The organism is Paenibacillus pectinilyticus, from assembly GCF_001700435.1.
GTDB lineage: Bacteria > Bacillota > Bacilli > Paenibacillales > NBRC-103111 > Paenibacillus_E > Paenibacillus_E pectinilyticus.
Genome location: NZ_LYPC01000022.1, coordinates 386,903 through 407,348, shown reverse-complemented (window position 1 = coordinate 407,348; position 20,446 = coordinate 386,903). Strand labels below are relative to the sequence as shown.

The following is a 20,446-nucleotide window of genomic DNA, read 5'->3' as shown; positions in this document are numbered from 1 at the left end:
TCAAACTGAGGGTTGGGGGCACAAACGTGGGACGTTATCCATTTGCATATGATCATGCACAGCCATTTATGCAGCAGGTGTCCGACTGGATTGCGGATATCTTTTATGACATTTTGCCTGAAGCAGGTTTTGAGGTTCGGGATGAACAGATTTATATGGCGTTTCAACTAGAGCGCGCTTATGCGGAGAAGGCGACGATTTTTGCGGAAGCTGGCGTAGGGACTGGGAAAACGCTAGTTTATTTACTATATGCGATTTGCTATTCGCGTTTTATGAACAAGCCGGCCATCATTGCGTGCGCCGATGAATCGTTAATTGAACAGCTTGTGAAACCAGGCGGGGACATTGACAAAATTGCTCGCCATTTGAATATGGAAATCGATGCACGACTTGCGAAATCACCGGATCAATACGCGTGTTTGGTGAAACTGGATGAAGCGCGATTCGGACATGAGGACACAGGATTGTACCGTGAAGTCTATGAATCACTTCCTGATTTCGTTCATACACGGGAAGCGTTACAAACATTTCATGCTTACGGCGATCGCAAAAACTACCCGCATCTAAACGATGAACAATGGCACCGCATGAATTGGGATGCGTATCAGGACTGCTTTGTGTGTGATAAGCGTCATCGTTGTGGACAAACGTTGTCCCGTGAATCGTACCGTAAATCAGCGGATCTGATCATTTGTTCGCATGACTTCTATATGGAGCATGTATGGACGTATGACGGTAGAAAACGGGAAGGGCAACTGCCATTACTGCCAGATCATTGCACGGTCGTGTTTGATGAGGGCCATCTGATGGAATCTGCGGCACAAAAAGCTTTAACCTATAAGCTGAAGCATATGGTGTTCGAGGAATTAGTCATTCGATTGTTAAAAGGGGAAGTTCGCGAAACGCTCGCCGTCTGTATTGATCGTGCGATCGAGCAGAGTGAACGGATGTTCGAGGTGCTTGAAAGCTGCTGCCGCCCGATCGCAGGATCAGAACGGAAGATGATCGTGATGTCGGATCTCTTGAAAAGAGAGATTCATACACTCTGTGATATTTTATCCGAGATTGAGGAAGAGCTTGTCTTCGAAGGAGAAATGTTTACCCTCAATGACTATCAATTGAAAATTGTGGAAGAGCATCTGGAGATGATGCAGAAGGCGCTTGCGTTATTCCGTAACGATCATTCTTTTATTTGCTGGGCAACGGAAAGCATTACAGGTCTCAGCCTTGTCATCATGCCAAGAACGGTGAAAGAAGTGCTCAAGGAGCATGTTTTCTCAGCTAAAATGCCGATTGTCTTCTCCTCGGCGACACTTTCGGTGGAAGGCAAGTTCGATTACGTGGCGAACAGCTTAGGTTTAGAGAAATATCTTTCATTCTCGGTGGATTCACCGTATGACTATGCAGAACGGATGGAAGTTCTGGCACCTCGTTTCACAGACGGCGGCACCTTCCAAGAGAAACTGGATACGGCAGTCGGCTTACTGCAAAGGACGGAAGGCAGAGCGCTTATTCTATTCCCGACTCATCAGGAATTGCAACGGTTCAAAAGCGAAATCGCAACTCGCTCGGACTGCAAGGAGCTGACCTTCTTCTATGAAGGAGATCAAGAAATCTCACACGTAATCGCATCGTTCCAAGGGGACGAGCATAGCGTGTTGGCAGCGGTTAGTCTCTGGGAAGGACTGGATATTCCGGGTCCATCCCTGTCGAATGTAATTGTCTGGGCACTGCCGTTTCCTCCGGCAGATCCTGTGTTTAATGCGAAGCGAGAGGCTGCAGCGTCACCATATGAAGAAGTCGATATTCCTTATATGCTGCTTCGATTACGACAAGGTATGGGCCGCTTGATTCGGACGCGTGAGGATAGCGGGATCATTGCTATTTTCAGCGATGAGCTGGTTACGAATGCGTCATTGCGTGAGCATATTGAACGGGTTTTACCTGCTGGCGTTGAAATGAAATCGGAGTAGTAGATTTTGATAGATAAATATATAATCGGGGGCTTAGACGATGTCTAGCCCTTTTTTCTAACCTGTCGGTTAGCTGTGAATGGTTCCGATCGTGATTTCAAATAAGGGGTGTAGAATACATTGGAGAAAGAGCTAGATCTACCAGAGCTTATTCGTCTAGTCAAAGATGGTGATCAAGCGGCGCTATCGCTTCTTATTAATCGTTTCCAATCCGTAGCATTGTCCTGGTCAAAAGCAATCGTTCGAGATGAGCATATAGCCGAAGATGTGGTGCAAGAAGCTTTCTTGCGACTGACTAGTCACATTCAAAACTTACAAGATGATGAGAAATTCACCGCTTGGTTTCGGTTGATGGTACGCAGATTATCCATGAACGCTATACGCGGCGCAGCGCATCAGCGTGAATGGGTGACCGACGAACTTCCTGAAGAGGAATGGAACGAAGAATTGAAGGACGAAGAGCAATTTCGTAACGCCTTAGATCACTTATCGAAGCAAGCAAAGGACGTATTGACTGTAAGTGCCTATGAGGAAGCAAGCCCAGATGAATTGGCTGTACGATTCGGCATGAATAAAAGCAATGTGTATAATGTGCTTTCTCGAGCACGTGTTAAAGCGAATGAAGAACGATTTCGCCATGAGATCTCACGCTATTTGCAAGTACGGCGAGAGAAGAACTTACCGACAGGCACGCAATTAGCAAACCCAAACTACAAAAGTCCTTATGCGTTTCTTTCCATTATGCTGGGAGAAGCCCTACACTTTGCCGAGGAAAATAAAACGTTTACGTATACGGAGCTCATGGGCATCTCCGGTGAGGCATTCCGTTTGAATGTGGCAACTGGCTGCCGTTGGCAGGGGATCTCCACGTTTGATTGGAGCTATTCCGCGAATCAGACACTCGAACGTTTGGGAATCGCAGGATCGTGTTTCGGCAGACCGCAACGTACAACGATAACCCCTGAGCAACTAGTTCACATGTTGTCGTTGATCCATATGTCCTTGGACAAGGGGATTCCCGTGATCGTTCGGAATCAACAGATCAATGAATGGGGTTACATCACAGGGTATAGTGATCCGAAACAGTTACTCCGTTATATGGGATGCAATGGGACGGAACAAACCCTTCGTTATGATCAACTTGGACGCACAGGTGAGGAGCAACCCCTATTTATACTTGCGATCAAGGGTCGATCTGCCCCCGCCCAAACGGGTTTGGCGGCACTTCGTGCAATCGCGGCGCACGCGCGAGGGAAGGAACCCGCGCTTGAAGGGTATGCGTTCGGTTTAACTGGATATCCGCATTGGATTGATGCGGTGCAAAGTGGTGCGCTTGATCTGCATGGACATGCATATCAAGTGGCCATTCTAGCGGAAGCACGATTGCAAGCTGCGAAATACTTGCAACTACTATCCGAAACGATGAACCGACATTCGGATAAGCTGGTGTTAGTAGAAGCAGCAGCTTGTTATCGCAACGTCAGCGAAGTTTTTAGGAAGCTGTATCCGAGCTTTCCTTTTGGTTACGGGGGTAGTTCAGCAGGTCGTTTAGAGGCAATCCAACGTGGGTTACAGGCAGCTTGGGAAAGCGAAAGGCAAGGTATTGAGCGAATTCAAAGTATTTTATAAATGGTTATTAGGAAGTCGTCGTCAGCTCTTACTAGATCCGATCTAGCGGGAGCTGCTTTTCGTGATGGTTTTTTTGTCGAGGCACAGTCTATTGGCTAATCAAAGCGTGTATATATAACATATATTGAAAGCGTTTACAACTTGTCCTACTTGTAACGATCGACCCAATAACCTCGGCCAATCAGGAGATGACAACATGAGTAAGTCGAAGGAGGTCGTCGCATGCACTTGTCCTATACTGCAGATCAGCAAGATATTCGTACGAAGGTTCGTGAATTTGCTCTAAAGGAAATTGAACCAACTTCAGGAGAAAGGGATGACGAGGAACGGTTTGATCGTGTGATTTTTGACCGAATCGGCGAGCTTGGTTGGTCAGGACTGCCTTGGCCAAAAGCTTACGGCGGGGCTGGAGCCGATTTCCTGACTTACGCAATGGTCATCGAGGAGCTATCTCGCGTATGTGCTTCTACTGGAGTGATGCTTTCCGTGCACACGTCGCTAGCTAGTTGGGCGATTCATACGTATGGGACGGAAGCGCAGAAAGGCACCTACTTAAAGTCGCTCACAGAAGGGAAGCTGTTAGGCGCGTATTGTTTAACAGAGAGCGATTCAGGCTCCGATGCCGGGTCTATGCGAACTACAGCAACGAAGGAAGGAGATGCCTATTTGCTTAACGGCTCCAAGCTATTCGTTACGAATGGCGGGGAGGCGGAGGTGTATATCGTGTTTGCAGTGACGGATGTCGCAAACAAGCAGAAGAGTTACACAGCCTTCATCGTAGAGAAAGGGTTCCCTGGGCTTATTTTCGGCAGCAAAGAAAAAAAGCTTGGTATCCGCTCATCGACCACGATGGAGCTCAGGTTTGAGGACTGCCGAGTGCCTGCGGAGAACCGCCTAGGTCCGGAGGGAGAGGGCTTCCACATCGCCATGCGCAGCCTAGATGGCGGGCGGATTGGCATTGCGGCGCAAGCCACGGGCATCGCCCAAGGCGCACTAGACGCCGTACTGGCTTATGGAGCGGGATTTGACGCGCGAAGCAGCGAAATGTTTGAGGCTCATAGTTCGGAAATGGCGACGCACATTGAAGCCGCAAGGCTGCTGACCTATCAAGCCGCTTGGCGCAAAAGCCAAGGGCTTACGTACGGGAAGCAGGCTGCCATAGCGAAGCTTTTTGCCAGCGATACGGCTGTGAAAGTATGTTTGAGAGCCGTTCAACTGTGCGGGATTGCAGGATGTTTGAAGGATAGGAAGGTAGAGCGATATTTGCGCGATGCAAAGGTCACACAAATCTATGAAGGGACGAATGAAATTCAGCGGATTGTGATTTCGCGGTTACTGCTTTCTGAAAGCACGTAGGAAGGGAGAGCGAAAACATGAGTGATCACTACTTGCCTGGGCTTGAGCATGTGATTGCCAATGAGACCAGCATTTCATATCTCGATGTCGAGAAGGAAGAAATCGTTATTCGCGGATATGATCTGATTGAGCTTGCGCGCCATGTCACCTATTTGGATTGTGTGGGGCTGCTGCTTGAGGGTGCGTTACCTAGTGGACAAAGGCTTCTTGAAATCGAATCGCAAATTCAATCTGTGTATGGGTTACCCTCGAATGTCCGTGCTATTTTGCACTTGATGCCCGATCAAGCGGATATGATGGATGTGCTGCGTACCGGTATTTCAGCGCTTGCTAGTTTTGATGAGGAGCTTGATGATCGATCTCCTGATGCGAATAAGCGAAAAGCGATCCGACTGCTCGCCAAGGTGCCACAAATTGTTGCATATGGCTACCGTGCGATCACGAAGCAGCCTCTGGTAGAACCCGATCCTGCACTGTCGTACTCAGCGAACTTCCTGTATATGATTACGGGGGTGATTCCGACTCCGATCGAGGAAGCGATTTTTGATCAATCTCTAATTGTCTATAGTGAGCATGAGCTGCCTAATTCGAGTTTTACGGCACGCGTGATTGCTTCTACGCAATCGGATTTGTACGGTGCGCTTGTTGGCGCCGTCGCCTCCTTGAAAGGAACCCTGCACGGCGGAGCGAATGAAGCTGTCATGCACATGCTGCTGGAAGCGGGTTCGGAAGATGATCTTGAGGTTTTGATTCGTTCGAAGCTTGCACGCAAGGAGCGCATTATGGGCTTCGGACATCGGGTATATATGCGGAAACCAGATCCACGCGCACTGCTTATGAAAGAGGCGTTAGCTCAGCTCGCAGTCACGTGCAATCAACCCGAATTGTATGATATGTGCGTGCGTGGAGAAGAGATTATGCGGACCGAAAAGGGACTGCATCCTAATTTAGACTACTATGCTGCGCCTGTTTATTACTTGCTGGGCATTCCGATTGAACTGTTCACACCCGTATTTCTAGCTTCGAGAACGCTCGGAATTTCGGCCCATGTGATGGAGCAGCATGCGAATAATCGACTTTTTCGCCCCCGTGTTCGGTATACCGGAGCAAGAGATCTACATCCGCCACTACGGCGCAATTCTTCAGAAAGTGAGGACGAGAACGAATGAGTACGCCCAATGAATTGCCGCAGAGGGAGATGGTGTTCGACCCGCTCATTGTAGAGATTGCTGAGTATGCCTTGCATGCGCAAATCGATAGTGAAGAAGCGTATCTCATTGCCCAGCATGTGTTAATGGATTCACTCGGAACAGGTTTACTTGCCCTGCGTTTTCCCGCATGTACGAAGCATCTGGGCCCCATTGTACCAGGCGCAGATGTAATTGGCGGAGCTCGTGTACCTGGTACACGCTATGAGCTGGACCCTGTGCAGGCTGCCTTCAATATCGGCTGTATGATACGGTGGCTTGATTATAACGACACTTGGTTAGCGGCAGAATGGGGGCATCCATCCGATAATTTGGGAAGTATTCTGGCGGTAGCTGATTATGTCAGCCGTAGACGCATTGCAGAGGGCGGGACGCCGTACTCCATGAAGGATGTCTTAACGATGGCCATCAAAGCGCATGAAATTCAAGGCGTGCTCGCGCTCGAAAATAGTTTGAATGCTGTAGGTTTAGATCATGTACACCTGGTGAAAATCGCCTCAACCGCCGTGGTTACGGTGATGCTGGGGGGGACCCTAGATGAGGTATGCAACGCCGTTTCGAATGCTTGGATCGATGGTGCGAGCTTGCGCACGTATCGGCATGCGCCGAATACGGGTTCTAGGAAGTCATGGGCAGCAGGTGATGCCACAAGTCGTGCGGTGCGATTGGCACTAATGGCTGTTGGAGGTGAGATGGGCTATGCGTCAGCATTGACGGCGTCGAACTGGGGCTTTCAAGATGTGCTGTATGAAGGCAAAACGCTAACGCTCGCAAGACCGCTAGGTTCCTATGTGATGGAGAACATTTTATTCAAGATCTCGTTTCCTGCGGAGTTCCATGCGCAAACCGCTGTGGAGTGTGCACTTACCCTTCATGAGCGTGTGAAAAATCAATTAGGTGACATAACAAAAGTTATGTTAACAACTCACAAATCAGCCCTACGTATTATTGATAAAAAAGGGCCTTTGCATAATCCGGCAGATCGCGATCATTGCTTGCAGTACATGGTGGCGATTGGATTGATATTCGGAACGTTAACTGCTGAGCATTATGAGGATGATATAGCTTCCGATCCGCGGATTGATGCGCTGCGGGAGCGTATGGTCGTCGTGGAGAACGAGCAATACAGCAAAGATTATCTAGATCCAGATAAGCGTTCAATCGCAAATGCGATTCAAATTTTTTTCAAAGACGGCACGAGTACAGGTAAAATCGTATGTGAATACCCGATCGGACACCGTAGGCGGCGTGCGGAGGGATTACCCAAGGTCATTGATAAGTTCAAAGCCAATGTGCAGACTCGTTTTCCACGTAAGCAAACGGAAGAAATAATGAAGCTGTCTCTTGATTATGAGAAGCTGATTCAGACATCAGTGCCTGCTTATATGTCGCTTTTCGTGATTTGATAAACATGCAGAGGAACTGTATGAGGTAGGTGATCACAATGTCGTGGCTCATTGAGGAGGAGCCTAGTCAACAACAATTGGCTTTGCAGTTCCGCAGCCTTGTAGAAGCGGGTCCGATTCTTCAAATCCCAGGCACCCACGATGGCATGGCGGCTAGAATCGCTAAGGCCGCACAATTTGAGGCGCTTTATTTGTCAGGGGCTGCGTATACGGCGAGTAGAGGGCTGCCAGATTTAGGGTTAATTTATTCCAATGAAGTTGCGGAGCGCGCACGTGAGCTTGTTCGTGCTTCGGGATTACCGTTATTGGTAGATATTGATACCGGCTATGGCGGCATCTTGAATGTCGCTAGGACGGCTAAGGAGATGGTCGAGGCGAAGGTCGCTGCTGTGCAGATCGAAGATCAGGATATGCCAAAGAAATGCGGCCATCTTAGCGGAAAGAAGCTCATTTCAACGGAGGAAATGGTGCAAAAGATCCGCACACTCAAAACCGTGAGCCCAACGCTTTATATCTTGGCGCGCACTGATGCAAAGGGTGTATACGGCATGGAGGAAGCGATTTCGCGTGCGAAGGAGTATCTCGCGGCTGGTGCGGATGCGATTTTTCCAGAGGCATTAGAAACAGAGGAGGAATTTCAACATTTTCGGAGGGAAGTGGATGCCCCTCTTTTAGCTAATATGACCGAATTTGGGAAGACACCTTATTACACGGCCGCACAATTCGAGAAGTGGGGCTTCCGCATGGTACTCTATCCAGTAACTTCACTCCGTGTGGCTGCTAAAGCCTATGAGCGTGTTTTTGAGGACATTCGGTCGCATGGCACCCAGAAGGGTTCATTAGATGAAATGCAGACGCGAAGCGAGTTGTATAAGGCGATAAGGTATGAGGATTATGAAGCGTTAGATGGCACGATTGCGAGATCAAGTTGGGTGGGGAGGGAGCAGGAATAGGGCGATTAAGATAAAAGAAAAATGAAAAGAATTGGATACGGTATAGGGTATGTGGTATGTGGTATGTGAGGTGCTAAAAGATAAGGTGTAGATTGGAGTAAGGTCGCGGCTTGAGGGAGGGCTCCACATGGATTATAGCCTTTCAGAGGAACTGGAAATGATTCGCAGAATGGTACGGGAATTTGCCATAGATGAGGTTGCCCCAGGGGCGGCATTACGAGATGAAACGGAGCGATTCGATCGACCATTATTTGAGGTGATGGGTAAGCTTGGATTGACAGGGATTGCGTGGGCGGAGTCGTACGGTGGGCTTGGATCTGATGTCGTAACAAACATCATGGTGCTGGAGGAACTAGCGCGAGCTTGTGCTTCAACAGGATATTCCCTTTTCGTCCATAGCTCGCTTGCTGGCGCAGCTATTTCGATGTTCGGGCGTGAGGAGCAGAAGATAAAGTATCTGCGTCCAATGGCAGAGGGGAGCAAGCTTGGTGCCTATGCATGGACGGAATTGGCGCATCTAACGGGCACCTCTGGGGGAGAACTGCATACCAAAACGCGACGTGACGGGGATCATTATGTGTTGCAGGGGGATAAGTTTTTGGTTCCCAATGCGGGGGAGGCGGATGTGTACGTCGTGTTCGCAGCTATGGGAGATGGACCATTGGCAAGCGTGAGCACGGCTTTTCTAATCGAGAAGGACACCCCTGGATTTATGCTAGGCAAAAGTGAACAGAAACTCGGAACACGCGGGTCACCTAGCATGTCTGTAGAGCTGGATGGCTGTCGCATCCCGGCAGATAATCGACTCGGCGAGGAAGGGGATGGCCATCGGATTGCGCTTCGAACGCTGGAGGGCGCTCGAAGCGGTATCGCTGCTCTGGCTGTTGGCCTAGCGCAAGCGGCCATGGATGCAGCAATAGCGTATGCCAAGGCGCGCAAGCAATTCGGGAAGCCTATCGCGCAGCAGCAGGCGATCGCCTTCAAGCTTGCGAATATGGCTACGCAAATTGAAGCGGCGAGATGGCTCACCTATCAAGCGGCTTGGCGCGAGAGTGAGGGGGTTGAAAACGGTGGCAGTGGCGAGACGGCAAATACCAACCTTTTTGCTGGGGAAATGGCCATGGGTGTGACACTGGAAGCCGTTCAAATCCACGGTGGTTATGGGTATACGAAAGCTTTTCCCGTCGAGCGCTATTTGCGAGATGCGAAAATGCTGCAAATGGTTGAAGCCACGATGGATGAGCAGCGGCGGGCGATTGCGCGAGTGGTGAATGGGGCGTTTTGAGTGGAGGAGGTGAGGATCATGCGGGAGAGCGTTATTGTTGGCGGGGCGAGAACGCCATTTGGCAAATTCGGCGGGTCCCTGAAAGATGTACCTGCTGTCGAGTTGGGCGGCCTGGCCATTCAAGAAGCTATACGACGCGCATCGCTGGATCCCTCGTCCATCGACGAAGTTCTTATGGGCATGGTGCTGCAGGGAGGTGCAGGACAAAATCCAGCCCGTCAGGCGGCTCGCAGAGCGGGATTGGATTGGAGTGTTACGTCTGAGACGATCAATAAAGTGTGTGCGTCTGGGATGCGCAGTGTAACGATGGCGGATCAAATTATCCGTGCAGGCGATGCCACGACGCTTGTGGCGGGAGGCATGGAGAGTATGAGCTCTGCGCCGTATTTGACGATGCAGGCTCGTTGGGGAGCCCGGATGGGGGAACAACGTCTCATTGATCTCATGATTCATGATGGGTTAACGTGCCCTTTCGAGCGTGTGCACATGGTTGTACATGGGAGTCGAGTGGCTGCGGAGTTCAGTGTTCTACGTCAGGAGCAGGACGAGTGGGCGCTCCGCAGCCATCAATTCGCGTTGCAAGCGATGGCCAATGGCTTTTTAGCAGAGGAAATTGTTGCTGTTTCCATTGGGAAGACCGTATTGGATCGCGATGAGGGGCCTCGTTCAGATACAAGTTTGACAAAGCTTGCTGCTTTATCTCCCGTCTTCGATAAGCAAGGCACTATTACTGCGGGGAATGCGCCCGGCGTGAATGATGGTGCAGCCGCTTTGGTTGTGATGGCGAAGGATGCAGCTACCGCCCAAGGGGTGAGGCCGTTGGCGAGAATAATTGGCCACGCGTGTGTGGGTGAGCGCGCGCCTTACATCGCGACGACGCCAGGTTTGGCGATTCGAAAGCTATTGCAACAGACTGGAATGAGACTCGACCAAATCGACCGTTTCGAGGTAAATGAAGCATTTGCCGCTGTTGTGCTGACCAGTGAAAGCCTACTGGGATGGGATCCCCAGCGGGTTAATGTGAATGGCGGAGCGATTGCACTCGGCCATCCGATAGGTGCAAGCGGCACACGGATCATTCTGACACTCCTACATGAGCTGCGCAGAATTGGCGGCGGTTATGGGATCGCTGCCATTTGCAGCGGAACCGCGCAAGGGGATGCAATTTTACTTCATGTAGAGTAATCATAGGGAAGTAGTGGCATAAGCAGAGTTGGCTGAAAGAGGAGTGGTGGGTGATGTCAATTCAAACCGTGATGGTGGTTGGAGCTGGACAGATGGGAAGTGGAATCGTTCAAGTAGCGGCCGCTGCTGGGAGAAAGGTGCTGTGGCATGATCTGACGATGCCCTTCATCGACAAGGGGATGCTGGTTATTCGAAAGCATCTTGCGAGAAGTGTGGAAAAAGGGAAGCTGACAGTAGAGGAGCAGACAAGTATAATCGGCCGTATTTTGCCTACGGAGGATGTCACTGACGCAGCAAAGGTGGATCTTGTGATCGAAGCGATTTCTGAAAATATGGCTTGGAAAACAAACCTTTTCCAGAAGTTGGACAGGATTTGTCCTCCGGGCGTGATTTTAGCTACAAATACGTCTTCGCTGCCGATCACCGAAATCGCTGCGGCAACATCACGGCCTTCTCAGGTTATAGGGATGCATTTCATGAATCCTGTTCCCGTGATGCCGCTTATTGAAGTTATTCGTGGACTAGAAACTTCACAGGATGTGTTTGATGCCATTTTTCAACTTAGTAAAGAGTTTGGCAAAACCCCTGTAGAAGTGCAGGACTTCCCAGGGTTTGTATCGAATCGCATTCTAATGCCGATGATTAATGAAGCCGTGTTTACCGTGTACGAGGGCGTTGCATCTGTGGAAGCGGTGGATACGGTGATGAAACTCGGGATGAATCATCCGATGGGGCCGCTTGAGTTGGCTGATTTTATTGGTTTGGATACATGCCTTTCTATCATGGAAATCCTCTATGAAGGCTTTAAGGATCCAAAATATCGGCCATGTCCGTTATTACGGAAATATGTGAAAGCAGGGCGTCTGGGGCGTAAATCGGGGCAGGGATTTTATGTGTATGCGTGATTAAGCGCGGAATTCCGAGCTTAACGCGGGGCGCGCTCGGACGAAAGCACGGAACCCGAGCCTATCGGGGGTCGCGCCTGCCCGAAAGCACGGAACCCGAGCCTATCGGGGGTCGCGCCTGGTCGAAAGCACGGAACCCGAGCCTATCGGGGGTCGCGCCTGGTCGAAAGCACGGAACCCGAGCCTATCGGGGGTCGCGCCCGTTTGAAAGAACGGAACCCGAGCCTATCGCAGGCCGTGCCCGGTCGAAAGCGCAGAACCCGAGCCTATCGGGGGTCGCGCCTGATTGAAAGCACGGAACCCGAGCCTATCGCAGGCCGCGCCTGGTCGAAAGCACGGAACCCGAGCCTAATGTGAGCCGTGCCCGGTCGAAAGCGCAGAATCCGAGCCTAATGCGAGCCACACCCGTTTGAAAACATGGAATCCGAGCCTAACGTGGGCCATGCTAGTTCTTCCCGGCTACGATCGTCCGTTTGTTGTATATCTATAACAATTTGGGAATAGAAAGGATGTCCACATATGATAGAACCAACATGCTTAGGGTGTCAGTTAGCAAATGGACAAGCTCAGGCGCATATCGTGTACGAAAATGAATGGGTAACCTGCATCCTTGACATCGCACCGTTGAATGAAGGCCATGTGCTCATTCTTCCGAAGAAGCATTATGCAGAAGTAACAGACATTGATGAAATTACTTCATTGGCTCTGATGAAAGCATCCCTGTTAATCTCGCGTGTGTTGACAGCTTTATTTCAACCAGATGGGGTCACGCTCCTACAAAACGGCGGTTCGTTTAATGATTTAGATCACGTGCATATACATGTTTTCCCGCGATATAAAGGAGATGGATTTGGCTGGATAGAGCCGGTAGATCGTAAAAACAACCGGAATCGGTTGAAGGAAACAGCCGCACATTTAATTAACTACATTAATGATTTAAGCATCATTAATTATATACAATCACCCATAGGACAAGCTATTCGTGCTCTATCATTGCTTAGGAGCCAACAAAAAGTTGGCATCCTATCGACGAAAATGATAAACTGCTATGGGGCGTCGCCACAGCAAAGGAGGCTAACTGAGTGAAATTCCGAGCCGTATCCAATGAGACTAGAATGAATTATATGTTCTGGAATATTCAGAATGAGATTAAAAAAGAAATGAAGTATCTGGAGTCCTTACCCTATGATCCTTCATCGATTATTGCGGTTGTGAAGCATCATTTGGATCAATGGGATCCGATTCAACTGTTAGAGATAGGCAGTCCTGACGATGAATATGAGGGTGAAGCGCGGAGCATCACTATTTACATAACCAAACATGTGGATGATATGACGGTAGCTGGCTTGGGCCAGGCGATCTCTCGTATTTTCCGAAAATCCTTTCGAGCTGAGTTCCAGTCTGAAGAGGAATCCATGGAGATTGCCTATGGGATATTACGTGAGTTAACAACAGGAGATGAGGATGCATCGTGAGTGAAATGGTTGGGAAATACTGCGCGAAGTTTTTTGGGAAGACAGGCGTTATTTTGGAGATTGGTGTTGTGAAAAAGGTAGCAAGTCGTACCATTCATGTGGATTGGGGTACGAAAACGTGGGTGTATCAGAACCGAGATTTCAACTGGACACCGCTCTCTAAGGAAGAATTTGAAGAAAAGTACAAAAAACCAAAATTCTCCGATGCCGCGTTGGCGCGTGCTTTGGAATTAGGATTGAAAATCACGTATAACTAAACATAGTTAGACAAGAACTACGGCGGCCTACAGGCGGCCTTTTTTCTTTTTACATAGCTGGTAGGAGAGTTTGTATGTTAACGAAATTTTCCAAATAAGTGGTCGCTTGTCGTGATAAAATAAGGATAGAAGTCGCATCGACGAAATGAGGAATTGTTATGAAATTTGTACTTATTTTCGGTCCGCAAGCGGTGGGGAAAATGACTGTGGGGCATGAGCTTGAGAAAATAACAGCGTTGAAATTATTTCATAATCATATGACGATTGAACTCCTTCATCCTTACTTTGGATTCAGCGCAGAAACATGGCGACTTGTTGATCTGTTTCGAGTCGAGATCCTGGAGGCTGTTTCTAAAAGCGATCTTGATGGCATGATATTCACCTATGTGTGGGCGTTTGACTTGCAGTCTGACTGGGATTTTGTCCATAAAATCTGTATGATTTTTGAATCCAAAGGTGCCGATGTCTATTTCGTTGAGCTAGAAGCGTCATTAGAAGAAAGAGTAATGCGAAATACAACGCCTCATAGGCTTGAACATAAACCTACCAAACGAAATGTCGAGCATTCCGAACAGGATTTGCGTGCCAGCATGGAAAAGTATCGTTTAAACTCTATTGAAGGTGAAATCAAGCAAGAGAATTACGTGAGAATCAATAATGAGGGCTTAAGTCCTCAGGACGTTGCGTCCATGATCAAGGAGAAGTTTCATTTGTAATTCCATCTACAAGAATGGAGGCATGGATGATGTTACACATTCGTGAATTGCAGCTGACGGAAGAATATCCGATTCATTTGTTTTTACTGGCTGATCCAGACCTAGGGATGGTGGAGTCGTATGTCTATCGGAGCAAATGCTATGTGTTAGAAGAAAATCATGAAATTATAGGTTCCTATTTGCTTCTGCCGACAAGGCCAATGACAATCGAGCTGGTGAATATCGCCGTGATTACCAAGAAGCAAGGCAGGGGTTATGGTAAGGAATTAGTCAAGCATGCGATAGAAACAGCTAGAACTTTAGGTTACCAGACGATAGAAGTAGGGACGGGGAATTCTGGTGTCCAACAGCTGGGCCTTTATCAGAAATGTGGTTTTCGAATCTATGGGGTAGATCTGGATTTCTTTACGCGGCACTACAAGGAGCCGATCTTCGAAAACGGGATACAATGCAGAGATATGATACGATTGAGTCAGGATTTATAAGTAGGAACGGAGAAACTCCCGCCAACAATGGCATCAAGCCATATTGACAGGAGTTTTTTTGTTTATGATTCATTCACAAATACTCATGCATATAAATCGTGCGAACTTTGTCAAGCACACGAGATGCCTGTTGAGCGAATTTCAAATTCTTACGCACGTTGTTCACAAGGAAAGCCCCAGGCTTGTTGTCGCCGATGGCTGCTTGGTATAGCAGCGAAGCACCTTTGCTAGGATGAGGAAAAAATAATCGAATAATGGGTTTGAGATAGAAGGGAATACCGGATTTTTTACCTTTCCGCATCGTATTATTGCCACCTGGATCCACGGTAACCATGGTAATTCCTTCTTGTTCAAAAAACGAAGCAGCGAGCTCTTGCGTCCACAAAGATAGTCCCAGCTTGGAAGCCGCGTACGGTCCGAAAAGCTTTTTAAATTGTCCGGGCCGATCTAACGCCTCAGGATCAAAGCTTTTCATCGTATTAAATGCGCTAGTAGACGTATGAACGATTCTTTTTAACATACCACGCTTCAAAAGCTCCTTAAGCTCCATCGTAATGATATAGGGAACGACGGTTTGGAGTTCGTAATGCAGCTCGCGGCCTTGCTTGGAAAACTGTAGATCAGCGAAACTTCCTCCTGCGTTGTTGAAAAGGATGTCAATCCGCTCCTCAGTACGCTTGATCTGGTCTAACGCGGCGCGTAATTTAGCGAAGTCGCTCAAGTCAGCTTGATAAATGCGTAGCTGCTGATTATGAATCGCCTCTTGAATGAGGGCATCGTCTTTCGGGAAACCTGAGCGAATTAAGGCAATGACGTGCGAGCCTTCTTGAAGGAGTTGGCGGGTCAATGCTAAACCTATCCCGCTGCTTGCTCCGGTTATCATGGCAACTTTATCTGAAAGTGTTGTTTGCATGCTTATATTTCCTCCATTTCAAATAGCGAGCGAATTGCTTGGATTGACTATACAACTTGGAGTCGACTTCAAGTCAACACGATGATCACAGAAATTTGCGGCTTGACTTCGAGCTGACTCCAAGTTCTATACTAGAAAGAAGGCAGTGTGCGAATGAAAGGGAGCTGAATCCAGATGGGAGAGACAGCAGGGTTTACGATTAAACAAGCAGCGGAGCAAACCGCATTATCGGAAGATACCATTCGCTACTATGAGAAAATTGGACTGCTTCCAGAGGCGGATCGGAAAATGAATCGACATCGCATCTATCATGGGGAAGATCTTCGAGTCATGAAGATGATCACTTGTTTGAAAAAAACGGGGATGTCCTTAGATGAGATGAAGCCATTTCTCGGGTTGACCAATGATTCGGATTTGACTGCGTATCCGGATCTACAACAAAAACTGCTGCAGCATAAAGAGAATATCCAGCAGCAAATCGATTCCTTACAGATGATTATCGATGTGATCGATACGAAATTAACGTCTGGCCGTATGCCTGATCAATGCGAATTAGCCGAGCCAACGAAGAAGATGCCGCGGGCGCAGCTGATATAAATAGAAAGAGTCTCCTTACACGGGAGGCTCTTTATGTTTTCTGCGGGAGATGTCAACCAAATTCCTCCCTCCACACGCATCCATTGACTTGAAAAAGAAGCTGAGGTATACTTCATTCATCAACTTCTTATTTAGTAAATTAGTAAATTACTAAATGAAAATCAAAAATCAAACAACCAATTTCAATCCCTGGAGGAATCACAATGAAAATACCAACAACCCTCAAACATAAACCAGTTATCGTAGCCGAAAATTATGCCAATATTGATGGCAGATATACGGACAACACCGATACACAAGGACTTTCCCTTGGTCTAGCTCAATGGAATGACAGGGGGAAAGTAGATATTTCTGCCAAAGTATGGCGCTACACAGGCGAGAAATGGTCTCGTCAATCCGAAGAATTACCTTTGCACCGTGTGCTGGATCTTGCAATCCTTGTGTGCCGTACAAAGCTGCACTTCCAAGAAGATGCTTATCGCTACCCGAACTCCTATGATACAGATAATCCGGTTATCGATCGGATTGGATTGCAGGGGGATGCCATGACGGTTGCCGTATGTACGGATAATGAGAAAATTAACGAAGATATGAAGCTGTTTAGCCAAGCGCTAAGTGATGATGGAGAGCTTATCGGGGAGCGTTTAAGCACGCTTTCACGGATTTTAAAAGAAATGGGGTACTGATCGACATGATAGACAAGCAGAAGAAGAAGGAGCTTGCTACAAACTATAAGCAATCGTTTCGAGCCATGGGTGTGTATCAAATTCGGAACGTTCAGAATGATAAAATATTTTTGGCAGGCAGTATGGATTTGGACGGGATGCGAAATCGCTTTGATTTTGGTAAACAGATGAATATGAACACGTTTAATGAGCTGCAAAAGGATTGGACCACATACGGTGGGAGCAGCTTCGTATTTGAAGAGTTAGATCGGATTGAACCGCGAGATGAAGTATTATTAGATCCAGCCGATCTCAAAAGCTATCGCGGTGAAGTCGATGCCTTGCTTGAACTATGGATTGAGAAGCTCCAGCCATATGACGAGAAAGGCTATAATAAAAGGAAACGATCCACATAATAACATAAACGCGATAATCATAGTCCACAGGGTGTCCGGCAATGGCCGGTACCCTGTTTTTTCGTCGTAAGGCAGGTTTCTATGCAATCAATGGCGAAATGATGGGAGATGAAATGATTGGAAGTAATCAGGAAACCCTACATAGAAGGAGTAGATACAGATGAACATGAAATACCGTCAACTTGGAGATACAGAACTTCGCGTAAGTGAAGTAAGCTTTGGCACGTGGGCCATTGGTGGAGGCTGGGGAGAAGCGAATGATGAAGAATCCATCAGAGGGCTTCATCGTGCTATGGAAGCAGGCGTCAATTTCTTCGATACTGCGGATGTGTATGGATCAGGTCATGCGGAGGAGCTTCTTGCGAAAGCAACGAAGGGGAAAGAGGATGACATTCATATTGCAACGAAGTTTTGCCGATCTGGCGATATTCACGACCTTGCAACGTATTCCGAGGATGCTGTTCGCCAGTTCTGTGAAAATAGCTTGAAACGATTGAATCGTGAACGGATTGATCTGTATCAAATTCATTGCCCGCCGCTGGCGATTTTGAAGGATGGTTCCGTCTTCGAAGTGCTTGATAAATTAAAAGCCGAAGGCAAGATCCGTCATTATGGCGTGAGTGTTGAAACTGTTGAAGAAGGTTTATTCTGCCTGACCGTGCCTGGGGTGAAAGCGCTGCAAGTGATTTTCAATCTCTTCCGTCAGAAGCCAGCCCAAGAGCTGTTTCCACAAGCCAGCGCTGCAGGCGCAGGTATTCTTGTTCGATTACCGCTCGCGAGTGGTTTATTAACTGGAAAATTTACAACTGCGAGTACGTTTGCTGCGGATGATCATCGAAATTTCAACGCGAATGGTGATCAATTTAATGTAGGCGAAACGTTCGCTGGGCTGCCATTTGCCAAAGGTGTTGAGCTTGCGCAGGAGCTTGCTTGGATTGGTGAGGGACGCGGTAACATGGCACGAGCTTCGATGCGTTGGATTCTGGAGAATCCCAACATCACCTGTATCATCCCTGGATTCAAAAACGTCAAGCAAATCGAAGATAATCTAGCTACACTAGAAGTTCCTGCGTTTACAGCTGATGAGCAAGCGCGTCTCCAAACCTTTTATAAGACACAGGTACACGAGTACATTCGCGGCGCCTACTAAGTCGAATCTGAAGGGGTTGAAAGGTTTCAGGGGGAAGCGAAATGGACATCATAACACCACAACGTTTATATCATGGAACAACGGATAATCTCGTCAGTCTTTTCCAAGACAAGCTGTTAGTCAGCAAATATTGGCGACCCGGGCGTGATTTCGGGGAAGGGTTCTATACCACCATCTCAGCGGCTCAGGCGCGGATTTGGGCACGGAAGGCGGCAGCGCGATCGCTTTTGGGGAATGAGCATCCATGCGTCTTGGAAATCGAATTACTTACAATCCCGAATCAGATGGAGCCGCTCATTTTTCTAAGTGATTCGTTGGCCTGGGCCGAATTCGTAATGAGTCATCGCCGGGTGATGATAAAGGGGGAAGCTGATCCGTGCCATAAGCATCCTGAAATCATTATAGGCCCAATGGCCGATGGGGATACTGGACGAATTATTGAAGAAGCAGTACAATTAAAGTTAGATGTACATTGGTTTTACGATCAAATTTTGCGAACGACACGCGGCCGGAAATTGGATGCGTTACGTCTTGGGAACCAAGTGGTGTTTTCCTCAGAGAAATGGGAAACCTCGCTGCGGCTCGTTGGTTATAACATTTTTATGGGAGGCAGGTGGATCTATCATGAAAACACAAGTTCGGCTGAATCAGTATGAGCGTGGAATCGTTGATTCACTCATTCAGAGCTTTGGTTACACAGCCCAAGCTGCACGAAAGCTTGTTGTTGATTATGTGGAAGTCATTCGTAAATTAGGTGGCTATGACACCTGTTATGATCACGCCGAGCGCCTTGTTCAAGCCAAGACCATTGAACTTAAGCCGGAAGACTGGTTGAAACGGATCCATCAGATTGCCAAAGAAGCCGCTCAGGATAAAGGCATTCTTCACTTGGAAGCACGTTTACATGCGAACATACGTTAACGTATTCAGAAGCTCATCCTTTGGGATTGAGCTTTTTTTGCAGTTTATACGAGGAGGGAAAGCCATGATTGAACATATTCGCACGAACAATGTACAGCGTTTCACAGGATTTGGGGAGTTGTATGACGAAAGCCGGCCCACAGCTCCAGCGGAAGTGATCAAGATTCTGTCTTCCTACTTAGGAAGGCAACCGCAAACCGTAGTGGATGTAGGCTGCGGGACAGGCCTATCTTCGTTCCTGTGGTTGAATGACGCAGCTTCCATCATCGGTGTGGAGCCGAGTGACGATATGCGGGCAGTCGCACTGGCCAAGTGGGAGGCCATGCAGAGACCGGCGAATCTGCAATTCGTCAAAGCGCTATCGCACGAGTTGGAACTGCCTGCAGCTTCTACGGATATTGTGACTTGCTCACAATCGTTTCATTGGATGGAGCCGCAAAGTACATTGCGCGAATTCGCTCGCGTTCTCCGCCCAGGTGGCGTCTTTGCCGCGTATGATTGCGATTGGCCGCCAGTGGTCGATTCGGACATTGAGCAGCAATATATGAAGCTCACAACGCTTGGACATCAACTTGCGGTGGAACTGGAAGTGGAGCAGGAGCAAGCTTACAAATGGAACAAAGAGGAGCATCTGTCGCAGATCCAAGCATCGGGTCTTTTTCGATATGCACGCGAAATTGTATTCCATAATTGGGAGCCGTGTACAGCGGATCGATATGTGAAATTAGCACTGAGTCAAGGCAGCTTGCAAACGGCACTAAAATTAGGTGCCAAAGAGCTTGAGGCGGAGGCTGCATCGTTCCGAGAAATTGTGGAGAAAGCGTTCGCTGGGGAAGAAAAGTCGATTTTATTTGGATATCGGATGCGTCTAGGAATCACGAAATAAGCATGGTGGAAAGGTGAAACGGACCTACATGACGAAAGACTAGGAATAGCTAGAAATTTCTTAGC

22 protein-coding genes are annotated in these 20,446 nt (G+C 48.2%); 21 read left to right on the top strand and 1 reads right to left on the bottom strand.

Going from position 1 to position 20,446, the window contains the following annotated elements; genetic code table 11:
• The first annotated feature begins 26 nt into the window (after nt 1-26).
• The 14 genes from A8709_RS18150 (at nt 27) to A8709_RS18085 (ending at nt 14,833) form a co-directional block, all read left to right on the top strand.
• Nucleotides 27-1,973: an ATP-dependent DNA helicase gene (locus A8709_RS18150; RefSeq protein WP_065853766.1), complete on the top strand. Its 1,947-nt coding sequence runs from the start codon at nt 27-29 to the stop codon at nt 1,971-1,973.
• Nucleotides 1,974-2,093: 120 nt separating this feature from the next.
• Nucleotides 2,094-3,602, top strand: a complete 1,509-nt coding sequence (locus A8709_RS18145; protein WP_065853765.1) for an RNA polymerase sigma factor — start codon at nt 2,094-2,096, stop codon at nt 3,600-3,602.
• 222 nt (nt 3,603-3,824) lie between these two features.
• Nucleotides 3,825-4,958 (top strand): acyl-CoA dehydrogenase family protein, encoded by a 1,134-nt coding sequence (locus tag A8709_RS18140; protein WP_065853764.1) that lies wholly within the window; start codon nt 3,825-3,827, stop codon nt 4,956-4,958.
• 17 nt (nt 4,959-4,975) lie between these two features.
• Nucleotides 4,976-6,127 (top strand): citrate synthase, encoded by a 1,152-nt coding sequence (mmgD, locus tag A8709_RS18135; protein WP_065853763.1) that lies wholly within the window; start codon nt 4,976-4,978, stop codon nt 6,125-6,127.
• Nucleotides 6,124-7,572, top strand: coding sequence for a bifunctional 2-methylcitrate dehydratase/aconitate hydratase (locus A8709_RS18130; protein WP_065853762.1), 1,449 nt, complete (start codon nt 6,124-6,126; stop codon nt 7,570-7,572). The genes mmgD and A8709_RS18130 overlap by 4 nt, the downstream gene beginning before the upstream one ends.
• Nucleotides 7,573-7,610: 38 nt before the next feature.
• The gene (prpB, locus tag A8709_RS18125) at nt 7,611-8,525 is read left to right on the top strand and encodes a methylisocitrate lyase (protein WP_065853761.1); all 915 of its coding nucleotides are present in this window, start codon (nt 7,611-7,613) and stop codon (nt 8,523-8,525) included.
• A gap of 127 nt (nt 8,526-8,652) precedes the next feature.
• The gene (locus A8709_RS18120) at nt 8,653-9,810 is read left to right on the top strand and encodes an acyl-CoA dehydrogenase family protein (protein WP_065853760.1); all 1,158 of its coding nucleotides are present in this window, start codon (nt 8,653-8,655) and stop codon (nt 9,808-9,810) included.
• Nucleotides 9,811-9,828: 18 nt separating this feature from the next.
• Nucleotides 9,829-10,995: an acetyl-CoA C-acetyltransferase gene (locus A8709_RS18115; protein WP_065853759.1), complete on the top strand. Its 1,167-nt coding sequence runs from the start codon at nt 9,829-9,831 to the stop codon at nt 10,993-10,995.
• Between the two features lie 53 nt (nt 10,996-11,048).
• Nucleotides 11,049-11,900 carry a 3-hydroxybutyryl-CoA dehydrogenase gene (locus A8709_RS18110; RefSeq protein ID WP_065853758.1) on the top strand — a complete coding sequence of 284 codons (852 nt, stop codon included), beginning with the start codon at nt 11,049-11,051 and terminating at the stop codon, nt 11,898-11,900.
• Between the two features lie 519 nt (nt 11,901-12,419).
• Entirely contained in the window at nt 12,420-12,986 is a 567-nt protein-coding gene (locus tag A8709_RS18105; protein WP_065853757.1) for an HIT family protein, read from the top strand.
• Nucleotides 12,983-13,375, top strand: coding sequence for a hypothetical protein (locus tag A8709_RS18100; RefSeq protein WP_065853756.1), 393 nt, complete (start codon nt 12,983-12,985; stop codon nt 13,373-13,375). The genes A8709_RS18105 and A8709_RS18100 overlap by 4 nt, the downstream gene beginning before the upstream one ends.
• A complete protein-coding gene (locus tag A8709_RS18095) occupies nt 13,372-13,632 on the top strand; it encodes a hypothetical protein (RefSeq protein ID WP_065853755.1) in 261 nt (86 codons plus the stop codon). Before A8709_RS18100 ends, A8709_RS18095 begins: the two co-directional genes overlap by 4 nt.
• 158 nt (nt 13,633-13,790) lie before the next feature.
• Nucleotides 13,791-14,348, top strand: a complete 558-nt coding sequence (locus A8709_RS18090; RefSeq protein WP_065853754.1) for a DEAD/DEAH box helicase family protein — start codon at nt 13,791-13,793, stop codon at nt 14,346-14,348.
• Nucleotides 14,349-14,374: 26 nt separating this feature from the next.
• Nucleotides 14,375-14,833 carry a GNAT family N-acetyltransferase gene (locus tag A8709_RS18085; protein WP_065853753.1) on the top strand — a complete coding sequence of 153 codons (459 nt, stop codon included), beginning with the start codon at nt 14,375-14,377 and terminating at the stop codon, nt 14,831-14,833.
• A 73-nt stretch (nt 14,834-14,906) separates the two neighbouring features.
• Here the strand turns inward: A8709_RS18085 and A8709_RS18080 are convergent, their stop codons facing one another.
• A complete protein-coding gene (locus A8709_RS18080) occupies nt 14,907-15,746 on the bottom strand; it encodes an SDR family NAD(P)-dependent oxidoreductase (RefSeq protein WP_065853752.1) in 840 nt (279 codons plus the stop codon).
• 174 nt (nt 15,747-15,920) lie between these two features.
• Here A8709_RS18080 and A8709_RS18075 point away from each other — a divergent pair, with 174 nt between their 5' ends.
• From A8709_RS18075 to A8709_RS18045, 7 genes are all read left to right on the top strand, one after another.
• Nucleotides 15,921-16,343 (top strand): MerR family transcriptional regulator, encoded by a 423-nt coding sequence (locus tag A8709_RS18075; protein WP_065853751.1) that lies wholly within the window; start codon nt 15,921-15,923, stop codon nt 16,341-16,343.
• Between the two features lie 203 nt (nt 16,344-16,546).
• Nucleotides 16,547-17,029: a DUF6530 family protein gene (locus A8709_RS18070; protein ID WP_065853750.1), complete on the top strand. Its 483-nt coding sequence runs from the start codon at nt 16,547-16,549 to the stop codon at nt 17,027-17,029.
• A 5-nt stretch (nt 17,030-17,034) separates the two neighbouring features.
• The gene (locus A8709_RS18065) at nt 17,035-17,424 is read left to right on the top strand and encodes a GIY-YIG nuclease family protein (protein WP_065853749.1); all 390 of its coding nucleotides are present in this window, start codon (nt 17,035-17,037) and stop codon (nt 17,422-17,424) included.
• A 166-nt stretch (nt 17,425-17,590) separates the two neighbouring features.
• The gene (locus A8709_RS18060) at nt 17,591-18,574 is read left to right on the top strand and encodes an aldo/keto reductase (protein ID WP_065854067.1); all 984 of its coding nucleotides are present in this window, start codon (nt 17,591-17,593) and stop codon (nt 18,572-18,574) included.
• A 41-nt stretch (nt 18,575-18,615) separates the two neighbouring features.
• Nucleotides 18,616-19,230, top strand: coding sequence for a DUF3990 domain-containing protein (locus A8709_RS18055; RefSeq protein WP_065853748.1), 615 nt, complete (start codon nt 18,616-18,618; stop codon nt 19,228-19,230).
• Nucleotides 19,199-19,495, top strand: coding sequence for a hypothetical protein (locus tag A8709_RS18050; RefSeq protein ID WP_065853747.1), 297 nt, complete (start codon nt 19,199-19,201; stop codon nt 19,493-19,495). The genes A8709_RS18055 and A8709_RS18050 overlap by 32 nt, the downstream gene beginning before the upstream one ends.
• A gap of 64 nt (nt 19,496-19,559) precedes the next feature.
• Nucleotides 19,560-20,381, top strand: coding sequence for a class I SAM-dependent methyltransferase (locus A8709_RS18045; protein ID WP_065853746.1), 822 nt, complete (start codon nt 19,560-19,562; stop codon nt 20,379-20,381).
• Nucleotides 20,382-20,446 lie beyond the last annotated feature (65 nt).

Excerpts from the sequence above, each read along its gene's own strand:
- A8709_RS18045 (WP_065853746.1), top strand. The coding sequence starts at position 19,560 with ATGATTGAACATATTCGCACGAACAATGTACAGCGTTTCACAGGATTT.
- A8709_RS18060 (WP_065854067.1), top strand. The coding sequence starts at position 17,591 with ATGAAATACCGTCAACTTGGAGATACAGAACTTCGCGTAAGTGAAGTA.
- A8709_RS18050 (WP_065853747.1), top strand. The coding sequence starts at position 19,199 with ATGAAAACACAAGTTCGGCTGAATCAGTATGAGCGTGGAATCGTTGAT.
- A8709_RS18090 (WP_065853754.1), top strand. The coding sequence starts at position 13,791 with ATGAAATTTGTACTTATTTTCGGTCCGCAAGCGGTGGGGAAAATGACT.
- A8709_RS18070 (WP_065853750.1), top strand. The coding sequence starts at position 16,547 with ATGAAAATACCAACAACCCTCAAACATAAACCAGTTATCGTAGCCGAA.
- A8709_RS18140 (WP_065853764.1), top strand. The coding sequence starts at position 3,825 with ATGCACTTGTCCTATACTGCAGATCAGCAAGATATTCGTACGAAGGTT.
- A8709_RS18105 (WP_065853757.1), top strand. The coding sequence starts at position 12,420 with ATGATAGAACCAACATGCTTAGGGTGTCAGTTAGCAAATGGACAAGCT.
- mmgD (WP_065853763.1), top strand. The coding sequence starts at position 4,976 with ATGAGTGATCACTACTTGCCTGGGCTTGAGCATGTGATTGCCAATGAG.
- A8709_RS18130 (WP_065853762.1), top strand. The coding sequence starts at position 6,124 with ATGAGTACGCCCAATGAATTGCCGCAGAGGGAGATGGTGTTCGACCCG.
- A8709_RS18065 (WP_065853749.1), top strand. The coding sequence starts at position 17,035 with ATGATAGACAAGCAGAAGAAGAAGGAGCTTGCTACAAACTATAAGCAA.
- A8709_RS18080 (WP_065853752.1), bottom strand. The coding sequence starts at position 15,746 with ATGCAAACAACACTTTCAGATAAAGTTGCCATGATAACCGGAGCAAGC.
- A8709_RS18055 (WP_065853748.1), top strand. The coding sequence starts at position 18,616 with ATGGACATCATAACACCACAACGTTTATATCATGGAACAACGGATAAT.
- A8709_RS18075 (WP_065853751.1), top strand. The coding sequence starts at position 15,921 with ATGGGAGAGACAGCAGGGTTTACGATTAAACAAGCAGCGGAGCAAACC.
- prpB (WP_065853761.1), top strand. The coding sequence starts at position 7,611 with ATGTCGTGGCTCATTGAGGAGGAGCCTAGTCAACAACAATTGGCTTTG.
- A8709_RS18120 (WP_065853760.1), top strand. The coding sequence starts at position 8,653 with ATGGATTATAGCCTTTCAGAGGAACTGGAAATGATTCGCAGAATGGTA.
- A8709_RS18085 (WP_065853753.1), top strand. The coding sequence starts at position 14,375 with ATGATGTTACACATTCGTGAATTGCAGCTGACGGAAGAATATCCGATT.
- A8709_RS18115 (WP_065853759.1), top strand. The coding sequence starts at position 9,829 with ATGCGGGAGAGCGTTATTGTTGGCGGGGCGAGAACGCCATTTGGCAAA.
- A8709_RS18110 (WP_065853758.1), top strand. The coding sequence starts at position 11,049 with ATGTCAATTCAAACCGTGATGGTGGTTGGAGCTGGACAGATGGGAAGT.